Source organism: Micromonospora vinacea (assembly GCF_015751785.1).
GTDB lineage: Bacteria > Actinomycetota > Actinomycetes > Mycobacteriales > Micromonosporaceae > Micromonospora > Micromonospora vinacea.
The window spans coordinates 6,318,357-6,334,722 of the sequence record NZ_JADOTY010000001.1 but is presented as its reverse complement, the minus strand read 5'-3'; the positions used below and the strand labels follow the sequence as shown (position 1 = coordinate 6,334,722).

At 70.4% G+C, this 16,366-nt stretch carries 15 protein-coding genes; 9 read left to right on the top strand and 6 right to left on the bottom strand.

What is annotated here, in order from left to right:
• Positions 1-105: 105 nt before the first annotated feature.
• A complete protein-coding gene (locus IW249_RS29605; RefSeq protein ID WP_196925010.1) occupies positions 106-1,110 on the top strand; it encodes a LacI family DNA-binding transcriptional regulator in 1,005 nt (334 codons plus the stop codon).
• A gap of 130 nt (positions 1,111-1,240) precedes the next feature.
• Here IW249_RS29605 and IW249_RS29600 read toward each other — a convergent pair whose 3' ends face one another.
• From IW249_RS29600 to IW249_RS29590, 3 genes are all read right to left on the bottom strand, one after another.
• A complete protein-coding gene (locus tag IW249_RS29600; RefSeq protein WP_231392700.1) occupies positions 1,241-2,404 on the bottom strand; it encodes an FUSC family protein in 1,164 nt (387 codons plus the stop codon).
• A 214-nt stretch (positions 2,405-2,618) separates the two neighbouring features.
• Positions 2,619-4,319 carry a cellulose binding domain-containing protein gene (locus tag IW249_RS29595; RefSeq protein ID WP_196923787.1) on the bottom strand — a complete coding sequence of 567 codons (1,701 nt, stop codon included), beginning with the start codon at positions 4,317-4,319 and terminating at the stop codon, positions 2,619-2,621.
• A 173-nt stretch (positions 4,320-4,492) separates the two neighbouring features.
• Entirely contained in the window at positions 4,493-5,428 is a 936-nt protein-coding gene (locus tag IW249_RS29590) for a hypothetical protein (protein WP_196923786.1), read from the bottom strand.
• A gap of 332 nt (positions 5,429-5,760) precedes the next feature.
• Here IW249_RS29590 and IW249_RS29585 point away from each other — a divergent pair, with 332 nt between their 5' ends.
• A complete protein-coding gene (locus IW249_RS29585) occupies positions 5,761-6,588 on the top strand; it encodes an SAM-dependent methyltransferase (protein ID WP_196925008.1) in 828 nt (275 codons plus the stop codon).
• 72 nt (positions 6,589-6,660) lie between these two features.
• Here IW249_RS29585 and IW249_RS29580 read toward each other — a convergent pair whose 3' ends face one another.
• A complete protein-coding gene (locus IW249_RS29580; protein ID WP_196923785.1) occupies positions 6,661-7,185 on the bottom strand; it encodes a MarR family winged helix-turn-helix transcriptional regulator in 525 nt (174 codons plus the stop codon).
• Positions 7,186-7,329: 144 nt separating this feature from the next.
• Between IW249_RS29580 and IW249_RS29575 the strand changes: the two genes are divergently transcribed.
• On the top strand, positions 7,330-9,609 hold the full coding sequence (locus tag IW249_RS29575) for an LLM class flavin-dependent oxidoreductase (RefSeq protein ID WP_196923784.1): 2,280 nt from the start codon (positions 7,330-7,332) through the stop codon (positions 9,607-9,609).
• On the opposite strand, the gene IW249_RS29570 is transcribed toward IW249_RS29575, so the two are convergent.
• On the bottom strand, positions 9,606-10,316 hold the full coding sequence (locus tag IW249_RS29570) for a DNA alkylation repair protein (protein ID WP_196923783.1): 711 nt from the start codon (positions 10,314-10,316) through the stop codon (positions 9,606-9,608). The genes IW249_RS29575 and IW249_RS29570 overlap by 4 nt on opposite strands.
• A 263-nt stretch (positions 10,317-10,579) precedes the next feature.
• On the opposite strand from IW249_RS29570, the gene IW249_RS29565 reads away from it, so the two are divergent.
• The 3 genes from IW249_RS29565 (at position 10,580) to IW249_RS29555 (ending at position 12,832) form a co-directional block, all read left to right on the top strand.
• Positions 10,580-11,281 carry a GAF and ANTAR domain-containing protein gene (locus IW249_RS29565; RefSeq protein WP_196923782.1) on the top strand — a complete coding sequence of 234 codons (702 nt, stop codon included), beginning with the start codon at positions 10,580-10,582 and terminating at the stop codon, positions 11,279-11,281.
• Between the two features lie 68 nt (positions 11,282-11,349).
• On the top strand, positions 11,350-11,883 hold the full coding sequence (locus tag IW249_RS29560; protein ID WP_196923781.1) for a hypothetical protein: 534 nt from the start codon (positions 11,350-11,352) through the stop codon (positions 11,881-11,883).
• Positions 11,884-11,947: 64 nt separating this feature from the next.
• A complete protein-coding gene (locus IW249_RS29555; RefSeq protein WP_196923780.1) occupies positions 11,948-12,832 on the top strand; it encodes a pyridoxal-phosphate dependent enzyme in 885 nt (294 codons plus the stop codon).
• A gap of 78 nt (positions 12,833-12,910) precedes the next feature.
• On the opposite strand, the gene IW249_RS29550 is transcribed toward IW249_RS29555, so the two are convergent.
• Positions 12,911-13,756: an NAD(P)H-binding protein gene (locus tag IW249_RS29550; protein WP_196923779.1), complete on the bottom strand. Its 846-nt coding sequence runs from the start codon at positions 13,754-13,756 to the stop codon at positions 12,911-12,913.
• A 97-nt stretch (positions 13,757-13,853) separates the two neighbouring features.
• Between IW249_RS29550 and IW249_RS29545 the strand changes: the two genes are divergently transcribed.
• The 3 genes from IW249_RS29545 (at position 13,854) to IW249_RS29535 (ending at position 16,305) form a co-directional block, all read left to right on the top strand.
• Positions 13,854-14,321, top strand: coding sequence for a MarR family winged helix-turn-helix transcriptional regulator (locus tag IW249_RS29545; protein ID WP_196923778.1), 468 nt, complete (start codon positions 13,854-13,856; stop codon positions 14,319-14,321).
• A gap of 99 nt (positions 14,322-14,420) precedes the next feature.
• Positions 14,421-15,611, top strand: coding sequence for an MFS transporter (locus IW249_RS29540; protein WP_196923777.1), 1,191 nt, complete (start codon positions 14,421-14,423; stop codon positions 15,609-15,611).
• Between the two features lie 64 nt (positions 15,612-15,675).
• Complete coding sequence (locus tag IW249_RS29535; protein WP_196923776.1) at positions 15,676-16,305, top strand: VOC family protein; 630 nt, start codon at positions 15,676-15,678, stop codon at positions 16,303-16,305.
• The last annotated feature ends 61 nt before the right edge of the window (positions 16,306-16,366 follow it).

Below are 16,366 nucleotides of genomic sequence, written 5' to 3'. Positions count from 1 at the left end.
GAACGGACGAGGCCCACGAGAAACTGATTCCATGGAAGAACGGACGGCCCGCCAGTGCGAGTTCACGCAAAGGCCGCTGTGACAGCGGCCGACCGGCCACCGGTCATGGCCGACGTCGCTCGCCTGGCGGGCGTGTCACACCAGACGGTGTCCCGGGTCATCAACGGGGCACCCAGCATCAGGCGCGAGACGCGGGAACGGGTCCTCGAGGCCATCCGACGACTCGACTACCGCCCCAACACGGCCGCCCGCGCGTTGGTGCGCGGACGGTCCGGGATGATCGGCATCATCGGCACGGCCAGGACGTTGTTCGGCCCGACGAGCATCCATCGCAGCGTCGAGGACGCCGCCCGCGCCGCCGGCTACTTCGCCACCTCGGTGAGCCTGTCCGAGGTGACGGTACGGGCGCTCAGCGACGCCACCGAACACCTCATGCGCGTCGGCGTGGAGGGCGTCGTGATGATCGCTGGCAACGACGAGGCGCTCGAGGTGGTGCGGATGACGCGCTCGAGTGTCCCCTTCGTCGTCGTGGAGGGCGACCTGTCCAGGGCCAGCGTGACCGTCGGCGTCGACCAGGTGCTCGGCGCCCGGATGGCCACCGACCACCTCCTCGAACTCGGACATCGGGAGATCGTCCACGTGAGCGGCCCGCTCAACTGGGCGGAGGCCCGCGCCCGCCTCGAAGGTTGGCGTCAGGCGATGAGTGCCGCAGGGCTACGCCCGCCGGAGCCGGTCGAGGGCGACTGGAGAGCCCACAGCGGGTACGTCGCCGGGCTGCGGGTCGGTGCGATGCGCGGGACCACCGCGGTGTTCGCTGCCAACGACCAGATGGCCATCGGCGTGCTGCGCGCGCTGCACGAGCGCGGGCGACGAGTGCCAGAGGACATCTCCGTCGTCGGATTCGACGACGTCCCCGAGGCGCCCTACCTCATCCCGCCGTTGACGACGATCCAGCAGGATTTCGACGCTGTCGGTCGACGGGCCATCACCGCCGTCACCCAGGCCATCGACGACACGGTGCCGCAGCGCCTGCCGTTGGTCGTCCCCAAGCTCGTGGTGCGGCAGAGCACGGCGCCGCCGCTGTCGGCCGACAAGTCGAGTGGCCGATAAGTCATTTCACCGACATTCGACCTGCTGTCAGGTTCTGTCCGGTGAGTGCTCAGCTGACCTCGCCAGGCTCAGGACATGACCTGACGGAGGTCACCGCCAGCAGGGTCCTGGCCGACGGCGTGACCCTGACCTAAACCGTGCTGGCCTCGCGTACGATCCGGTTCGCAGTTTCGGGCTCGGAGCCTGTCGCGCGGAGCAGGTCGCTGGCCATCGTGCGTAGCTGGATCACCATCGCGTCGGAGAACGGCTTCCTGCCCTTGCGATAGGCATGGCCGGCCAGTCGCGCGCCGTCCAACACCGCCGCGTACGTCTGGTCGAAGGGTCGACCCGCCCGAGCCTCCCGCCTGAGCAGGTACACCGCCTCGGCGATCTTCTCCACGGCTGCCGGGAGTTCCTTCGGCACCGGTTCGTCGTACTCCAGTGTCGTGACCGCCCACCGGGCCAACTCGCGGGCCTCGAGACTCACCCGATCGATGTGCGGGATACCTACCTGGTAATGCTCGACATCGTGACGGCGTTGCCAACGCACTGGCGCAATCACTGTGACCTCCTCGGCGCCGCCGAGGGCCTCGTGCATACGACCCAGGTCAGGATCCATGGCACTCAGCTGATCCAGTGCGCGCGTCGCCCGGCCTCGGTCACGCTCGGCCAGTGCGTAGGCAACCTCCCGCAGTTGCGTGCAGAGTGTCGCGACGACGGGTGCGGTGGCGCGTTCGAGGATCCGCATCGGATTGATGGGTAGCAGGATCGCGACCACCACCAGTGCGATGATGCTCCCGACGGCGGCGTCGACGATCCGCGCCCACTGGAGGCCCCGTTCGGCCTGGGCGAACGTGGCGATCAGCACGGCGGTGCCGCCAGCCTGGGCAACCAGTGCCCCGCTGTGCCCGCTCGCCAGCAGGGCGACGGTGATGGCCAGCGCAACCACGAGGCCGATCTGCCACAGCCCGAAGCCGATGACACGCACCAGGAGATCACTGACCACCAGACCGACCCCCACGCCGAGCATCAGTTCGGCGGTGCGTCGAGCCCGCTGTCCCAGGGCGGCGACGATCGTCCCGACGGCCGCGCTGGGCGCGAAGATCGGCGAGGGGCGGTCGAGAAGGTGGTGCGCCACACCCCAGGACAGGGCCGCAGCGAGCCCGCACTGAGCGGCGACGAGCAGGATGATGGAGAACAGCCGCAGCCTCAACCGTCCCGCCTCGCCAGCGCGGCGCCGAGCCTTCGTCGCCGCGCCCCTGGCGAGCCCGGAAGCGGCGGTGGGGCGGGAGACGTCCCCCCGGTCAGCAGCCATGGCGAGAATTACCCGGCCCGGCGGGCATAAACCGGCCGTTCGTTCCTCCCTGACGCCGTCGACGCGATCGGTGGCTCGCTGAACACCTCCGGGCTGATGGGCGCGCTCCGGTCCCGACTGTGCACCGTCGCGGCGGCGGCGTCAGACAGGTGGGTGCCCCAGCGCGTGGCTGGGGCACCCGCGACGCCGACCGTGCCAGGGTCGAGCAGAGTTCTCAGAGGGTGAAGACGAGGGTGGAGATGCTGCGGGCGCCGACGTTGATGGTGGCCTGACCGCCGTTCACGGTGGTCGGTTGGCTGGCCGCGTTGGCGTTCTGCGAGGTGAGGTAGTGCTCGGCCCGGCTGACGTTCTGCGGGGCCTGGATCACGGCGTTGTTGACCGCGCTGTTCGAGCGGTTGAGGATCACCAGGGTGATCTTCCCGTCCCCCTGGTAGGCGGTCACCTCCAGCGGCGACGCCTTCGAGCTCTTCGTCAGGGCGACCCGCTGGTAGCCGGGGCGGACGTACTTCGCGTACTGGGAGAAGGCGTACCCGCGCTTGAGCGGAGCGCCGGCGGTGGTGCCGAATGCGGCTTCGCCGTCACCGATGAAGGAGTAGTAGCGCTTGCCGTACCACCAGATGTAGGCGTTCCAGTTGGCCTCCATCGACTTGTGCACGGTGCGCATGATGTCGTCGAGGGTCTCGTTCCAGACCGCCGTGTTGGCGGGGTTGCCCCAGATGTTGGAGCCGCCACCGTCGGCCGCGTGCAGGTTCCACTCGGTCATCCACACCGGCTTGTTGTGCTGCTCCGCCAGGGAGTACGGCCGCAGCCGACCCGACTCCTCGGTGCCGTACAGGTGCCCACCGATGTAGCCGATGTTGTTGCGCGCGGTCGCGTCGTTGAGGGTCGGGTCGGTGAAGTTGTAGTTCATGTTGACGGCCTCGGCCACCATCAGCTTGGTGTTCTGCACCTTGGTGCCCTGGTCGCGGACGAAGGTGCGCAGCTCGGTGCCGCTCCAGTCCATCGAGTCGTAGTCCGGGTGCCAGTCGGGCTCGTTCTGCACGGAGGTGACATCGATGGGTACGCCCTGGCCGCGCATGTACTGCACGTAGCTGTTCAGGTGGTTGGCGTAGTCGTCGTAGTAGTCGGTCTTCAGCTTGCCACCGTTGACCCGACTGTTGTTGGTCTTCCACGCCGCCGGCGCGGTCCACGGTGAGGCGAGGATCTTCACGTTCGACCCGTACGACTTCGCCGTCTTCAACGAGTTCACGTGCGTCGCCCACTCGCTGGATTCCGGTGACAGGCCGGTCCGCACGATGGACAGCCCCAACTGGTTGGCACCCATCCCGACGAGCGTCTGGGTGTCCGTCGTCGACCAGGCGCTACCCCAGATCGACTGCGCGGCCCCGAAGCCGTCGACCGTCTGGTACCTGGTCGCGCTGTTCACAGTGATGTCCGCCGGCCCGTTGGGCGGCGGGGTGGTGGGCGGCGGGTCCGTCGGCGGCGGGGTCGGCTCGGTGCCACCGGTGCAGCCCACCCCGTTCAACGCGAAGATGGTCGGATCGGGGTTGCTGCCGGTCCACGAGCCGTTGAATCCGAATGAGACGGTCCCGTTGGTCGGGATGGCCCCGTTGTAGCTGACGTTCCTGGCGGTGACGGCAGTGCCGCTCTGGGTCAGTGTCGTGTTCCACGCCTGCGTGACGGTCTGACCGGCGTTGTAGTTCCAGGTCAGCGTCCAACTCGTCAGCGCGTCACCGAGATTGGTGATGGTGACGTTGGCGCCGAAGCCGCCCTGCCATTGTGACGACACGCTGTAGTTCACCTTGCAGCCGGCGGCTGCGGCCCCGGCCGGCACCGCCACGGCGACCGCCGCCGACGCCAGCAGGACGGCGCCGGCCGACACCAGGGCGGCGGTGGTCACTCTTCTTTTGCTCATGAAACTCCTCCTGAAGTGGTGGTGGCTTCCACGCCTCGGGAGGGCTCGTCTGCGGCGAGATTCAGGGATAGTGGGCGGCGGAAGGATTGGGAGCGCTCCCAGGTGGTGATCCCAGAAAGCTAATTCGTATAACGAATCCTGTCAATGCAATCGGCCCGGGCGCAATGGTGCCGTCAACGGCCGCAGGTGCCGCACTGCCTGCGAGTGCGCAGGTGGTAGTCGGTGGACCCGATCACCAGGCCCACCCCCATGACGAGGTACGCCGACATCGCCACCCACAGGAATGCGTCGGAGAACTCGCTGTGCGAGCCCGACGACACCTGCACCATCCCCATGCCGAAGTAGGCCACGATGCCCGCGCCGAGCCCGAAGCCGGGCACCAGCAGCAGCGGACGAGGAATCGTGCGGTCGGCGAGCAGCGGCACCCACCCCGGCCAGACCTCACCCCAGTGGTACACCAGCGCCAGCGGCAACAGCACTCCGGCCAGCACCAGGCCGATCTCCAACCCGTACAGGGCGGCGCTCTGGTCGACGCGGTCGAACCCCACCACGAACTGGGCCGCGAAACGGGTCACGAGACCGCCCACCGCGGCCCACGCGGCCCAGCGCGCCCACCGCGCCGGTGCCGAGCGTCGCACGCCCGGTGGGACCGTCCGGCAGCAGTCCGAGCAGTCGCCTCTGGTCCGCCGCTGATAGCGCGCGGTGGCCAGAGCGAGCAGGGCCGCTCCGGTGACACAGCCGAGCCGGCTGGCGAACGCCAGCGGGTCGAAGAACGGGCCGACGGTGAACAGCAGGAGGCCCACCAGTTCCGGCAGCAGGATCGCGGCTGCCGCGACCAGCGCTCCGGCGACCGCCCAGGCGAGCCCCGCGAGCGCGGGCCGCCAGGTCGCCACCCGGTCCAGGGCGACCGCCAGCCCGCCGGCGGCCGCGCACAACGCCACCGACCACCAGCCGGTGAAGCCGAGCAGGTCCAGCCCGAGCCGCCCGAACTCGGGGGCCTCGCCGACCGTCCACGCCAGACGCACGCCCCCGTATGCCACGGCCCAGCCGAGCACTGCGTACGTCAGGCCGTGGACGCTCCGACCGACGATCGATGCCGATGTCGTCATGCACCCGATCCTGCCGATGGCCCGCAGCTGGCAGGCCCCGCTGACAGGGGACGGCGCTCCCTCGCGGGAGGGACGTACCGACGGCGCGGGGCGGCGATGCGCGCGGGGCGGCGCCCGCTAGCCGGACTCGGTCGGGTCGTCGGACCCGAACAGCACCGAGGTGGGCGGTGCCGGACGCGGCTCAGGGACGGTGTGGTCTTCTGTGGAGTGACCGGGTGTTTGTGGATCCCCGTCCTTCGATACCGTGGCACGGTCAGGGGTGGCCACTTCCTCGACCGGGCTGTCCCGCGACGCCGTCGCGTACGCGTTGGATATGGGGGTTCGCCGTGACCATGGAATCGCCGACGACCGGCCGGCCCGAGGCGGGTGAGGCTGGGGAGCAGCAGAAGATCGACACGTCGGTGCCGCATTCGGCGCGGATCTGGAACTACTGGCTCGGTGGCAAGGACAACTTCGCTGTCGACCGCGAGGCCGGGGACCAGTATCGCCAGGTCTTCCCCGGCGTCGTCGACGTGGCCCGGGCCTCCCGGCAGTTCCTGGTCCGCTCGATCATGTTCCTCGCCGCCGATGCGGGCATCCGCCAGTTCCTCGACGTCGGCACCGGGCTGCCGACCGCCAACAACACCCACGAGGTGGCCCAGCGGATCGCGCCGGACGCGCGGATCGTCTACGTCGACAGCGACCCGCTGGTGCTGGTGCACGCTCGCGCGTTGCTGGTCGGCACGGCCGAGGGCAGGACCGCCTACATCGACGGTGACCTGCACGACCCGGCCGCGGTCATCGCCGAGGCCGGCAAGACGCTCGACTTCACGCAGCCGATCGGTCTCATTCTCAGCGGAGTCATGGGGCACGTGCCCGACTACGAGACGGCCCGCTCGATCACCCGGCAGTTGGTGGCGGCGCTGCCGGGCGGCAGCTACCTCTCACTGAACGACGGCACGAGCCTGATCAGCGCCGAGATGCAGCAGGCGCAGGACGACTACAACGACAGTGGGGCGACGCCGTACACCCTGCGCTCGCCCGACCAGATCGCTGGCTTCTTCGACGGCCTGGAGTTGGTCGAGCCCGGCGTCGTGCCGTGCCCGCAGTGGCGACCGGACGACGCGGTCGACACACCGGCCGACATCGACGCCTTCGGCGGGGTGGGCCGCAAGCGCTGACGCTGTCTCCCGGCGGCGTTCGGCACCGGGGCGGGTCGTCCTGGTGCCGAACGCCGCCGACAGGACCGAGGGTCAGCTGGACTGGTCGGCGGGAGGAAGGACGCTCTGCACCGCCACGCAGGGGTCCGTGGCGGGTGCGGCGGCGTGGATCGCTTCGGCGGCCCGGGCGGCGAGGTCGCGGAAGATCGGGCGCTGCTCCTCGGGTAACCCGCCCAGCACGTGGTCCTCGGCGTGGGCGACCCGCCGTTCGGCCTCGGCGAGCGTCTGACGGCCGCGTTCGGTGGCCACGACCCGTCGGGCCCGGCGGTCCTGGGGGTCGGGCCTGCGCTCGATGAGACCGGCGTTCGCCAGGTCGTCGATGACGTACGTCAGCACGCTCCGGTCGATGGCCAGGCGAGCGGCCAGGGCGCCCTGCGTGGGCACCTCCTCGTGTACGACGACGGCCAGGATGTGGTAGCCCCGGCTGCCGTGCGGCAGGTCCTTCAGTAGCTCCTCGACGCGCTCGTGCCAGCGGCGCAGCACCATGCCCAGCGACCAACTGAAGGTCGAGCCGCGCTGGCGGTCGGCCGGCAGCTCGCAGGGATCGGTCACGGACATGTCCCGATGCTAGTGGCCGGCACGTTGATCATCAGCGGACATCGCGGCAGCCCAGGAATGATTGGCCGAGAAGACAGGTTGCTAGACAAACGATAGGCGCACAACATGATTGGTTGATCAAACGACTGCGTGGATGGTGGAGCAATGTCGGACTACGGGCACGAACTCCGGTTTGGGTCATTCCTGACGCCGAGAGTGCACGACCCGGATCAGGTGGTGGCGCTGGCCGAGCTGACCGAGGCGGCGGGGCTGGACCTGGTCACCTTCCAGGACCACCCGTACAACGCGGAGTTCCTCGACACCTGGACCCTGCTGAGCTGGGTCGCCGCCCGCACGGAACGGCTCCGGATCTCGGGAAACGTCCTCAGCCTGCCGCTGCGCCCGCCGGCCGTGCTGGCCCGGGCCGCGGCGAGCCTGGACCGGCTGTCGCACGGACGTTTCGAACTGGGCCTCGGCGCCGGCGCCTTCTGGGACGGGATCGAGGGCATGGGCGCTCGTCGGCTGACCGCGGGGCAGGGGGTCACGGCTCTGCGGGAGGCGATCGACGTCCTGCGCGGTGTCTGGGACGACACCGCCACCGGACCGCTGCGGCTGGACGGGGAGTACTACCCCGTACCCGGCATGCAGCGCGGCCCGAAGCCGGCGCATGACATCGACATCTGGCTCGGCGCGTACCAGCCGAAGATGCTGGCCCTGACCGGCCAGAAGGCCAACGGCTGGCTGCCGACGCTGGAATACCTGCGATCTCCGGACCGGGTGACCGCCAACCGGCTCATCGACGAGGCGGCCGTCGCCGCGGGCCGCGAGCCGCGGGAGATCCGCCGGCTGCTCAACCTGTTCACCGTCGACGTCTCGTCGCGCAGCCGCGGCTTCCTCCAGGGACCCGTCGAGCAGTGGGTCGAGCAGCTTCTTCCGCTGGTCCTCGAGGAGGGGTTCAGCACCTTCCTGATCGGCCGCGACGACCCACGCCTCATCCAGACCCTCGGGCAGGAGATCGCCCCCGCGCTGCGGGAGGCGGTCGCCAGGGAGCGCGCCGGCGGTGAGGTCGGCACCGGACCGGTCCGCACGACCGTCGCGCTGGCCGAGCGGCACCCCGGCCTCGACTACGACGCGCTGCCCTCGTCGCTGGCCACCAGGTCCGTCGAGCCCGGTGACCCGGAGTACGAGCGGGTACGCCACACCTACAGCAGGCACGGGTCGCCGGCCCTGGTGATCCGTCCGCAGAACGCCGCCGAGGTGGTCGACGCCGTGTCGTACGCCCGGACCCAGGACGTCCCCCTGTCGGTGCGCAGCGGCGGGCACGGCATCAGCGGTCGGTCGACGAACGACGGGGGAGTCGTCATCGACATGTCGAGGATGCACAAGGTCGAGGTGCTCGACCGGGCGACCCGTCGGGTGCGGCTGGAGCCTGGTGCCCGGTGGGGCGACGTGGCCCAGGCGCTCGCCCCGTACGGCCTGGCCATGAGCTCGGGCGACTACGGAGACGTGGGCGTCGGTGGTCTCGCCACCACCGGCGGCGTCGGATACCTGGCGCGCAAGCACGGCCTGACCATCGACCACGTCGTCGCCGCCGAGATCGTCACAGCCGATGGCCGCCTGCTCCGCGTCGACGACGAGCATCACCCCGACCTGTTCTGGGCCATCCGGGGCGCCGGTGGAAACTTCGGTGTGGTCACCGCGCTCGAGTTGGAGGCGTACGAGGTCGACAAGGTCGTCTACGCCCAGCTCGTCGCGGACGCGACCGACACCGCCCCACTGCTGCGCCGGTGGGGCCAGCTCGTCGAGGATGCCCCACGGGAGCTGACGAGCTTCCTCTCCCTCTTCCCGGGCCGCCGGGGCAACCCGCCGGCTGCCCAGGTCACCCTCGTCTACGCCGGTGACGACGTCGAGGCGGCGCAGTCCGCCCTGAGCCCGTTCCTGGAGATCGGGCCGATCCTCGACCAGCAGGCGCAGCTCGCGCCGTACCCGGCGATCGTCGTGCCACCGGGCAACCAGCACCGGGGGCAAGGGCTTGAGGACACCCGCAGCGGTCTGTTGCACCACGTCACTCCGCAGGCGGCCGACCTCATGGAGAGCATGATCCAATCCGGCGATGTGATGATCATGCAGTTGCGATCCGTCGGCGGGGCGGTCAACGACATCGCCCGCGACGCCACCGCCTACCCGCACCGGAAGCAGAACTTCTCGGTGCTCGCCGCCACTGTCCCGGACCGCCGGCCCCAGCTCGACAAGCTGTGGGCCGAGCTGTACCCGCACCTCGACGGCCTGTATCTCAGCTTCGAGAGCGACACCGATCCGGCTCGACTGCTGGATGCCTGGCCCGAGCCCACCCTCGGCCGGCTGCGCACCATCAAGGCCAGCTACGACCCGGACAACGTCTTCAACCGGAACTTCCCGATCCCACCAGCCGATCCGGTCGCCTAGAGGGCACCGGCCAGGTAGTCACGGCGACGCTGCGGTTCGAACTTCTCGATTGCGTACCGCAGCATCACCCGTGGCATGACCCGGTAGCGGCGGGCGAGGAACTCCTCCTCCGCCGCTCTGTCCCGGTTGCCCACCTCGCGCAGCATCCAGCCCACCGCCTTCCGAACGAGGTCGTGCGGGTCGTGCAGGAGCCGGTCGCCGAGTCGGAAGGTCCACTCGAAGTCACCGGCCCTGATGAAGGCGAAGGTCGCCATGATGGCGATCCGCCGCTCCCACACGAGGCTCGACTCCGCCAACCGGTCCAGGACGCTCCGGTCCCTGTCGATCAGCCAGGGGCCGACGATGTAGGGCGCGGACGAGTCCACCAGGTCCCAGTTGTTGATCCGGTCGGTATTGGCCAGGACGATGTCGAAGACCTGACCTCGTTCCTGCTCGTCGCCCTTGGCGAACTTCCGCACCAGGATGAGCAGCGAGGTCAACCGCTCCTCGTGCGCGCCGTCGATGAGCAGCTTCGCCGTCTCGGCCAGCGAGAGGTCGCGCCAGTACCGGGCGGCCACTGTGCGCTGGTCGGGCACGGAGACACCGAGGGCCCGGTCGCCCTCGCCGTACCCGCCAGGGACCATCTGGAGGAACCGGCTCGACGCCTCGGCTCGACGTGGATCGGCGAGGCTGGCGAGTTCCCGAGACACGTCGACGCTGGTGGCCATGACGCTCCACGTTACCGGGGGCCAGTTGGCGCGGCGGAGGCGTCCGAGCAATGGCCTGCCGCATGCGAACCGACCCGCTTGAGCTGGTCGACGGACACCCGGGCCGTCACGTCCCCAGCAGGGTGTGAGCGGGTGATTCCGGGGGTAGGACCACGACTTGCGGACGACCGCCCTAGGGCGGAACTGCCGGGCATCTGGCGAGGTGCCGGCCGCGCCGGAGGTTTCCCATTCCGGCGGACGCCGATCGAGGAGGGCGTACTGCGATGACGCAGCCGACGATGGATCCCGCCGATGCGTTGGCCGAGCTGGGCCGGGTCAGACTCGATGAGGTCAGCCTCGACGACATGCTCCTCCGGATCGCCGAGCTCGCCAAGGGGAGCATTCCGGGGACGAGGGAGGTGACTGTCACCCTGGTTCGGGGTCGGGTCGGTTGGACCGGGGCGTTCACCGGCGAGTTGGCCCGTGAGCTGGACGAGTGGCAGTACGAGCAGCACCGGGGCCCGTGCCTGGATGCCTCCGCCAGCGGTGACACCATCTCGGTGCCGGACATGGCCACCGAAGAGCGCTGGCCCGTATGGGCCGAGAGGGCTCGCGCCGCCGGTGTGGAGAGTTCCCTCTCCATCGGGCTTCCCATCCAGGGGTCGGCGGTCGGCGCGCTCAACGTCTACAGCGATTCGGCGAACGCGTTCGATCCGTCCTCGATCGCCAGCGCGGAGGGCTTCGCCGCGTACGCGGCGGTCGCACTGGCCAACGCGCACCTGTACGAGAACGCCGCCACGCTCGCCGCACAGATGCAGGAGGCGATGCGGAGTCGGGCCGTGATCGAGCAGGCCAAGGGGATCATCATGGGGAGCCGGCGGTGCTCGTCGGAGGAGGCGTTCTCGCTGCTGTCGAAGATCTCCCAGGACACCAACCGGAAGGTGCGCGAGGTCGCGGAGGCCCTGGTCACCCAGGCGGTGGGCTGAGACTTGGGGCTCTGGGTCTGGCGACGATTCGTGGGTGTGGGTGCCTGGGCCGGGGGTAGGGCTGCATCATGCTGAAGCGAGCGGTGTGGCAGGGACTGGTGGCGGGCCTGGCCGGGGCGGCGGTGATGACGGCCGCCGAGAAGATCGAACAGCGGGTGACCGGTCGGCCCGACTCCTACGTGCCGGCCCGGGTTCTGGCCAGGCTGACCGGCCTTCCGGAATCCTCCGGGCAGCAGCCCCGGTGGCAGAACCTGGCGATGCACTACGGCCAGGGCGCGCTGGTCGGTGTACTGCGCAGCGTCATGGCACAGGCCGGGCTGCGCGGTGCCTGGGCGTCGACGATGTTCACGGCGGCGCGCCTGACAAACGACCAGATCCTGGAGAACGCCACCGGCGTGGGGGCGCCCCCGCCGACCTGGCCCCGCCCCGAACTCGCCATCGACGTGTTGCACAAGTCCATCTACGCGTTCGCCACCGGAGCGGTGGCCGACGCGCTTGCCGCCCGCGACGGGGCGGGTCCCGGGCAGCGGCACGCGGCGCTCCGTCCCGGTCGGCACGCGGACGTCGGCCCGCTGCCCCGGGCAGCCGCCTGTCGGGCATAGCCGCCGCGGAGCCGCCGACGGCGAGGTAGCTGCGTGCGGGGCCGCGAAGTGTTTAGCTGCACGGATGATCACACCCGTTCCCCTCGGTACGTGGCCGACGCCGTTGGAGGCCGCACCCCGGCTCGCCGCCCGGCTCGGGCTGGTCGAGCTCTGGTTCAAGCGTGACGATCTGACCGGCCTCGGCGGGGGCGGCAACAAGATCCGCAAGCTGCGGTACGCCTGCGCGCAGGCGATCGCCGCCGGCGCCACCACGGTCATCACCTCGGGGGCGCCGCAGAGCAACCACGCCCGGCTCACCGCGGCCGCGACCGCGCGGCTCGGTCTCTCCTGCGTGCTGGTGCTCGCCGGTCCGCTCCCGGAGCGGCGGCGAGGCAACCTGCTGCTCGACGGGCTCGCCGGCGCGGAGATCGTCTGGGCCGGAGACCGTCCACTCGCCGAGGTGGTGGCGGTGGAGGCGGAGCGACGATCGGCGTACGTCATTCCGTTCGGCGGCACCTCACCCGCGTCGGTCCAGGGTTACGTGGACTGCGCTCGCGAGCTGCGAGCCCAGCTGCCGACCGTCGACGGGGTCGAGGTCGTGACGGCGCTCGGTTCCGGCGGGACGATGGCCGGTCTGGTGCGGGAGTTGGGCCCGCAGCGGGTGATCGGCGTGGATGTCGGTGCCGTGCCGGACCCCCGGGCGACCGTCGCCGGGTTGCTCGTCGGCGAGGTCGAGCCGGACGCGCTGCGGATCGACGGCACCCAGGTGGGTGCGGGGTACCGCACGCTGACCGACGCCGCCCGGACGGCGCTGGAGGTGACCGCGCGTACGGAGGGGGTCTTCCTGGACCCGACGTACACCGGTCGGGCGATGGCGGCGCTGCTGGCCGGCAGCTTCCCGCGCGGCGACCGGGTCGTCTTCCTGCACAGCGGCGGGCTGCCGGGACTCTTCGGCCACCCCGAGCTGTAGGGGCAGCAGCCGGGCACGCATGGAGGTGCCCCCCGGGCGGGATCACGCCGGAGGGCACCGTGCCGGGCTGTCGACGGATCAGGCGCTGGCGAAGTGCTCGCGGTGATCGCTGGCGAACTCGGCGAAGGTCCGCGGCTGCCGGCCGACGATTCGCTCGACATGGTCGTTGGTGAAGTCGCCCCACCCGGAGCCGTAGGCGACCCGGTACTCGGCGAGGACCTCGGCCGACCACTGGTCGAGGCCGGACTGGAGCAGGCCGTCGCGTGCCTGCTCCGGGCTCTGCGGCACGTAGCGCACCGGCTGGCCGAGCGTGCGGCCGATCTCGTCGGCGGCCTGGTCCAGCGTGATGCTCTCCGGTCCGGTGGGGGTGTAGATCATGCCCTCGTGCCGCTGCGGCGCGGCGAGGATCGCTGCCCCCGCGGCGGCGATGTCCCGGGCGTCGATCAGGCCGACCCGTGCGTCACCGAAGAGCCCGTAGAGGTGCCCACCGGCCTTGGCGCCGAGCAGGTTCTGCATGAAGTGACTCGGCCGCAGGATGGTCCAGGGGATGCCCGACTCCTGTAGTTCCGCGTCGGAGAGCGCGTGCAGGCGGCCGTTGCGGGTGGGCGCGTCGTGCGCGGCGCCGATCGCGGAGAGCCGGACGATGTGCCGCACGCCGGCCTGCCGGGCCGCCCACACCGCGTTCATGCTCTGGCTCGGTGCCAGTGGGCCCATCGGCATCAGCAGCCAGAGCGTCGTCACACCCTCGAACGCAGAGGTCAGTGTGGCGGGGCGGTCCAGGTCGCCGACGACGTACTCGACCCCGTCGAGCCCTGGCGTGCGCGACGCGTCCCGGACGAGGGCCCGGACCGGCTGCTTGCCGGCCAGCTCCCGCAGCACCTCCCGCGACACAGTGCCATTTGCCCCGGTTATCAGAATGGTCATGGTCATCCTCTCGGTCAGGCGGACCGAGGTCGGACCACGGTCGCCGCCAGCGACGATATAGTCCATAAGTTGTACCGTCCAATGATTGGACCAAATTATGAAGCGCAGCACACTGAAGGAGCAGGACCCCGACCTCGGGATCCTGGCCGTGCAGCTCTCCGCGCGTGTCCAGCGGGAGATCTTCCGACGCTCGGCGGAGCAGGGGTTCGACGACGTCCGACCCCGCCACGGCGCCGTCCTCGCTTACCTGGACGCCGAGGGCACCAGACCCGGCGAACTGGCCCGGCTGGCCGGCCGCAACAAGCAGACGATGGGCGCGATCCTCGACGAGTTGGAACGGCTGGGCTACGTCCGGCGTACGCCCGACCCGGCCGACCGCCGGGCGAAGCTGATCGTGCCGACGGATCGGGGCCTCAGCTTCATGGCGGCCTCCGACGGCTTCGTGCACCTGATCGAGCAGAAACTCGCCGACACGCTCGGCCCCGATCGGTACCGCGACTTCCGGGACGCGCTGGCCCGTGGCGTGGCGAGCCTCCCGGCGACCGGCCAGGACACCGAGGGCTGAGCTGGCATGTGCCGTCGCCAACCGGGTACGCCGCCGTGGCCCCGGGGGTCGGCGGAACGCCCAGGCTGACCGCTTTTCACGCAGCCGAGGAGCACCGACATGCCTAACGCGGGGCGGGCCCGACTCACACCGACGGTCTCCCTGGTGCTGCTGGCGTCGATCCTGGTGTCCTTCCTGGCCGCGTCGGCGGCCCCGACCCCGCTCTACGGCCTGTACCAGGAACGCTGGCACTTCTCGCCGGTCACCACGACAGTGGTGTTCGCCGTCTACGCGCTCGCGGTGCTGGCGTCGCTGCTCACGTTCGGCAGGTTGTCCGATCACGTCGGTCGGCGGCCGGTGCTGGCCGTCGCGATCGCGGTGCAGATGCTCGCGCTGGTCGTCTTCATCTTCGCCAACGGCGTCGCGGCCCTGCTGGTCGCCCGCCTCGTGCAGGGACTGGCTGCCGGCGCCGCCACCGGCGCCGTGGGCGCCGCCATGCTCGACATCGACCGTGCCCGGGGCACGCTCGCGAACTCGATCGCCCCCGGCATCGGAACCGGGAGCGGTGCCCTGCTCTCGGCGCTGCTCATCCAGTTCCTACCCGCACCGACGCGACTGGTGTACGTCGTCCTGCTCGTCATCCTGCTGATCCAGGCCGTCGGGGTCGCGCTGATGCCGGAGACGGTCACCCCGATGGCCGGAGCCCGACGCAGCCTGCGACCGGACGTCACGCTGCCCCGCTCGGTGCGCCAGCCGGTCCTGGTCGTCGTCCCGGTGCTCTTCGCGGTCTGGGCGCTGGCCGGGTTCTTCGGCGCGCTCGGCCCGGCGCTCGTCCGCAGTCTCATGAACACGTCGATCGTGGTCGGCGGTCTGGTCCTCTTCGTCTTCGCCGTCTTCGGGTCGATCGCCGTGCTGGTGCAGCGCAACACCGCCGCGCGGACCGTGATTCTGACCGGGATCGCCGCGCTCATCCTGGGGATGATCGTCACGGTGGTGTCGGTCATGGCGCAGTCCGTCCCGGGCTTCTTCGTCGGCCTCGCGCTGGGGGGCGTGGGCTTCGGCAGCGGCTTCCAGGGCAGCCTCAAGACGGTCATGCCGCTGGTCGAGGCGCACCAACGCGCCAGTGTGCTGTCAGTGCTCTATGTCGTCTGCTACGTCGGTTTCGGTCTCCCCACGGTGATCGCCGGCTTCCTCGTGGTCTACGCCGGCGGCCTGCCGCGGACCGCCGACGAGTACTCCGTCGCCGTCATCCTGCTCGCTTTGGCCGCCCTGTTGGGGGTACGCAGGGCCACCAGGATGGCACCGGGTTGAGGCCGGGAAGCCGGAGCCGAGCACTGACGCCAGCAGTGGCGTGATGATCAGAGAGGGAGGGGCGATGAGCCCGAAGGTGGCCCAGGGCGAGGCGAGCGCGACGTCGCGGATCGAGAGCCTCGACGTCAAACTCGAAGTGATCGTCATCCCGGTGTCGGATGTCGACCGGGCGAAGGCGTTCTACGAGCGCCTCGGGTGGCGGCTCGACCAGACCCCGCCCGGCATCGTGCAGTTGACGCCGCACGGCTCCGCGTGCTCCGTGCAGTTCGGTCCCGGGCTCACGTCGGCGGCACCCGGCTCGGCCATGGCGTACCTGATCGTGTCCGACATCGAGGCGGCCCACGACGCGCTCGTCGCCGCCGGTGTCGAGGTCGGCGACGTCTTCCACGTCAGCCCGGACGGCCCGGTCGACGGGCCGGACCCGCAGCGGCGCAGCTACTTCTCGCGCGCCACGCTGCGCGATCCGGACGGCAACACCTGGCTGATGCAGGAGATCACGACCAGGCTCCCTGGACGCATCGAAGGGGGCCTGACGTCCTTCGGCTCCGCGAGCGACCTGGCCGGGGCGCTTCGACGCGCCGCCGCTGCCCACGGCGAACACGAAGAGCGCACCGGCGAGCATGACGAGAACTGGCCCGACTGGTACGCGGAGTACATGGTCAGCGAGCAGTCGGGGGCCAAGCCGCCCGAGTGAGCCGCAACGGCGCGCGCCGGTCACCGGTGATGCCCTCGGTCCGTAACCGGCGTTGGTGGCC

Coding starts and splice junctions, on each gene's coding strand:
- IW249_RS29605 (WP_196925010.1), top strand. CDS start 106: ATGGCCGACGTCGCTCGCCTGGCGGGCGTGTCACACCAGACGGTGTCC.
- IW249_RS29600 (WP_231392700.1), bottom strand. CDS start 2,404: ATGGCTGCTGACCGGGGGGACGTCTCCCGCCCCACCGCCGCTTCCGGG.
- IW249_RS29595 (WP_196923787.1), bottom strand. CDS start 4,319: ATGAGCAAAAGAAGAGTGACCACCGCCGCCCTGGTGTCGGCCGGCGCC.
- IW249_RS29590 (WP_196923786.1), bottom strand. CDS start 5,428: ATGACGACATCGGCATCGATCGTCGGTCGGAGCGTCCACGGCCTGACG.
- IW249_RS29585 (WP_196925008.1), top strand. CDS start 5,761: ATGGAATCGCCGACGACCGGCCGGCCCGAGGCGGGTGAGGCTGGGGAG.
- IW249_RS29580 (WP_196923785.1), bottom strand. CDS start 7,185: ATGTCCGTGACCGATCCCTGCGAGCTGCCGGCCGACCGCCAGCGCGGC.
- IW249_RS29575 (WP_196923784.1), top strand. CDS start 7,330: ATGTCGGACTACGGGCACGAACTCCGGTTTGGGTCATTCCTGACGCCG.
- IW249_RS29570 (WP_196923783.1), bottom strand. CDS start 10,316: ATGGCCACCAGCGTCGACGTGTCTCGGGAACTCGCCAGCCTCGCCGAT.
- IW249_RS29565 (WP_196923782.1), top strand. CDS start 10,580: ATGACGCAGCCGACGATGGATCCCGCCGATGCGTTGGCCGAGCTGGGC.
- IW249_RS29560 (WP_196923781.1), top strand. CDS start 11,350: ATGCTGAAGCGAGCGGTGTGGCAGGGACTGGTGGCGGGCCTGGCCGGG.
- IW249_RS29555 (WP_196923780.1), top strand. CDS start 11,948: ATGATCACACCCGTTCCCCTCGGTACGTGGCCGACGCCGTTGGAGGCC.
- IW249_RS29550 (WP_196923779.1), bottom strand. CDS start 13,756: ATGACCATTCTGATAACCGGGGCAAATGGCACTGTGTCGCGGGAGGTG.
- IW249_RS29545 (WP_196923778.1), top strand. CDS start 13,854: ATGAAGCGCAGCACACTGAAGGAGCAGGACCCCGACCTCGGGATCCTG.
- IW249_RS29540 (WP_196923777.1), top strand. CDS start 14,421: ATGCCTAACGCGGGGCGGGCCCGACTCACACCGACGGTCTCCCTGGTG.
- IW249_RS29535 (WP_196923776.1), top strand. CDS start 15,676: ATGAGCCCGAAGGTGGCCCAGGGCGAGGCGAGCGCGACGTCGCGGATC.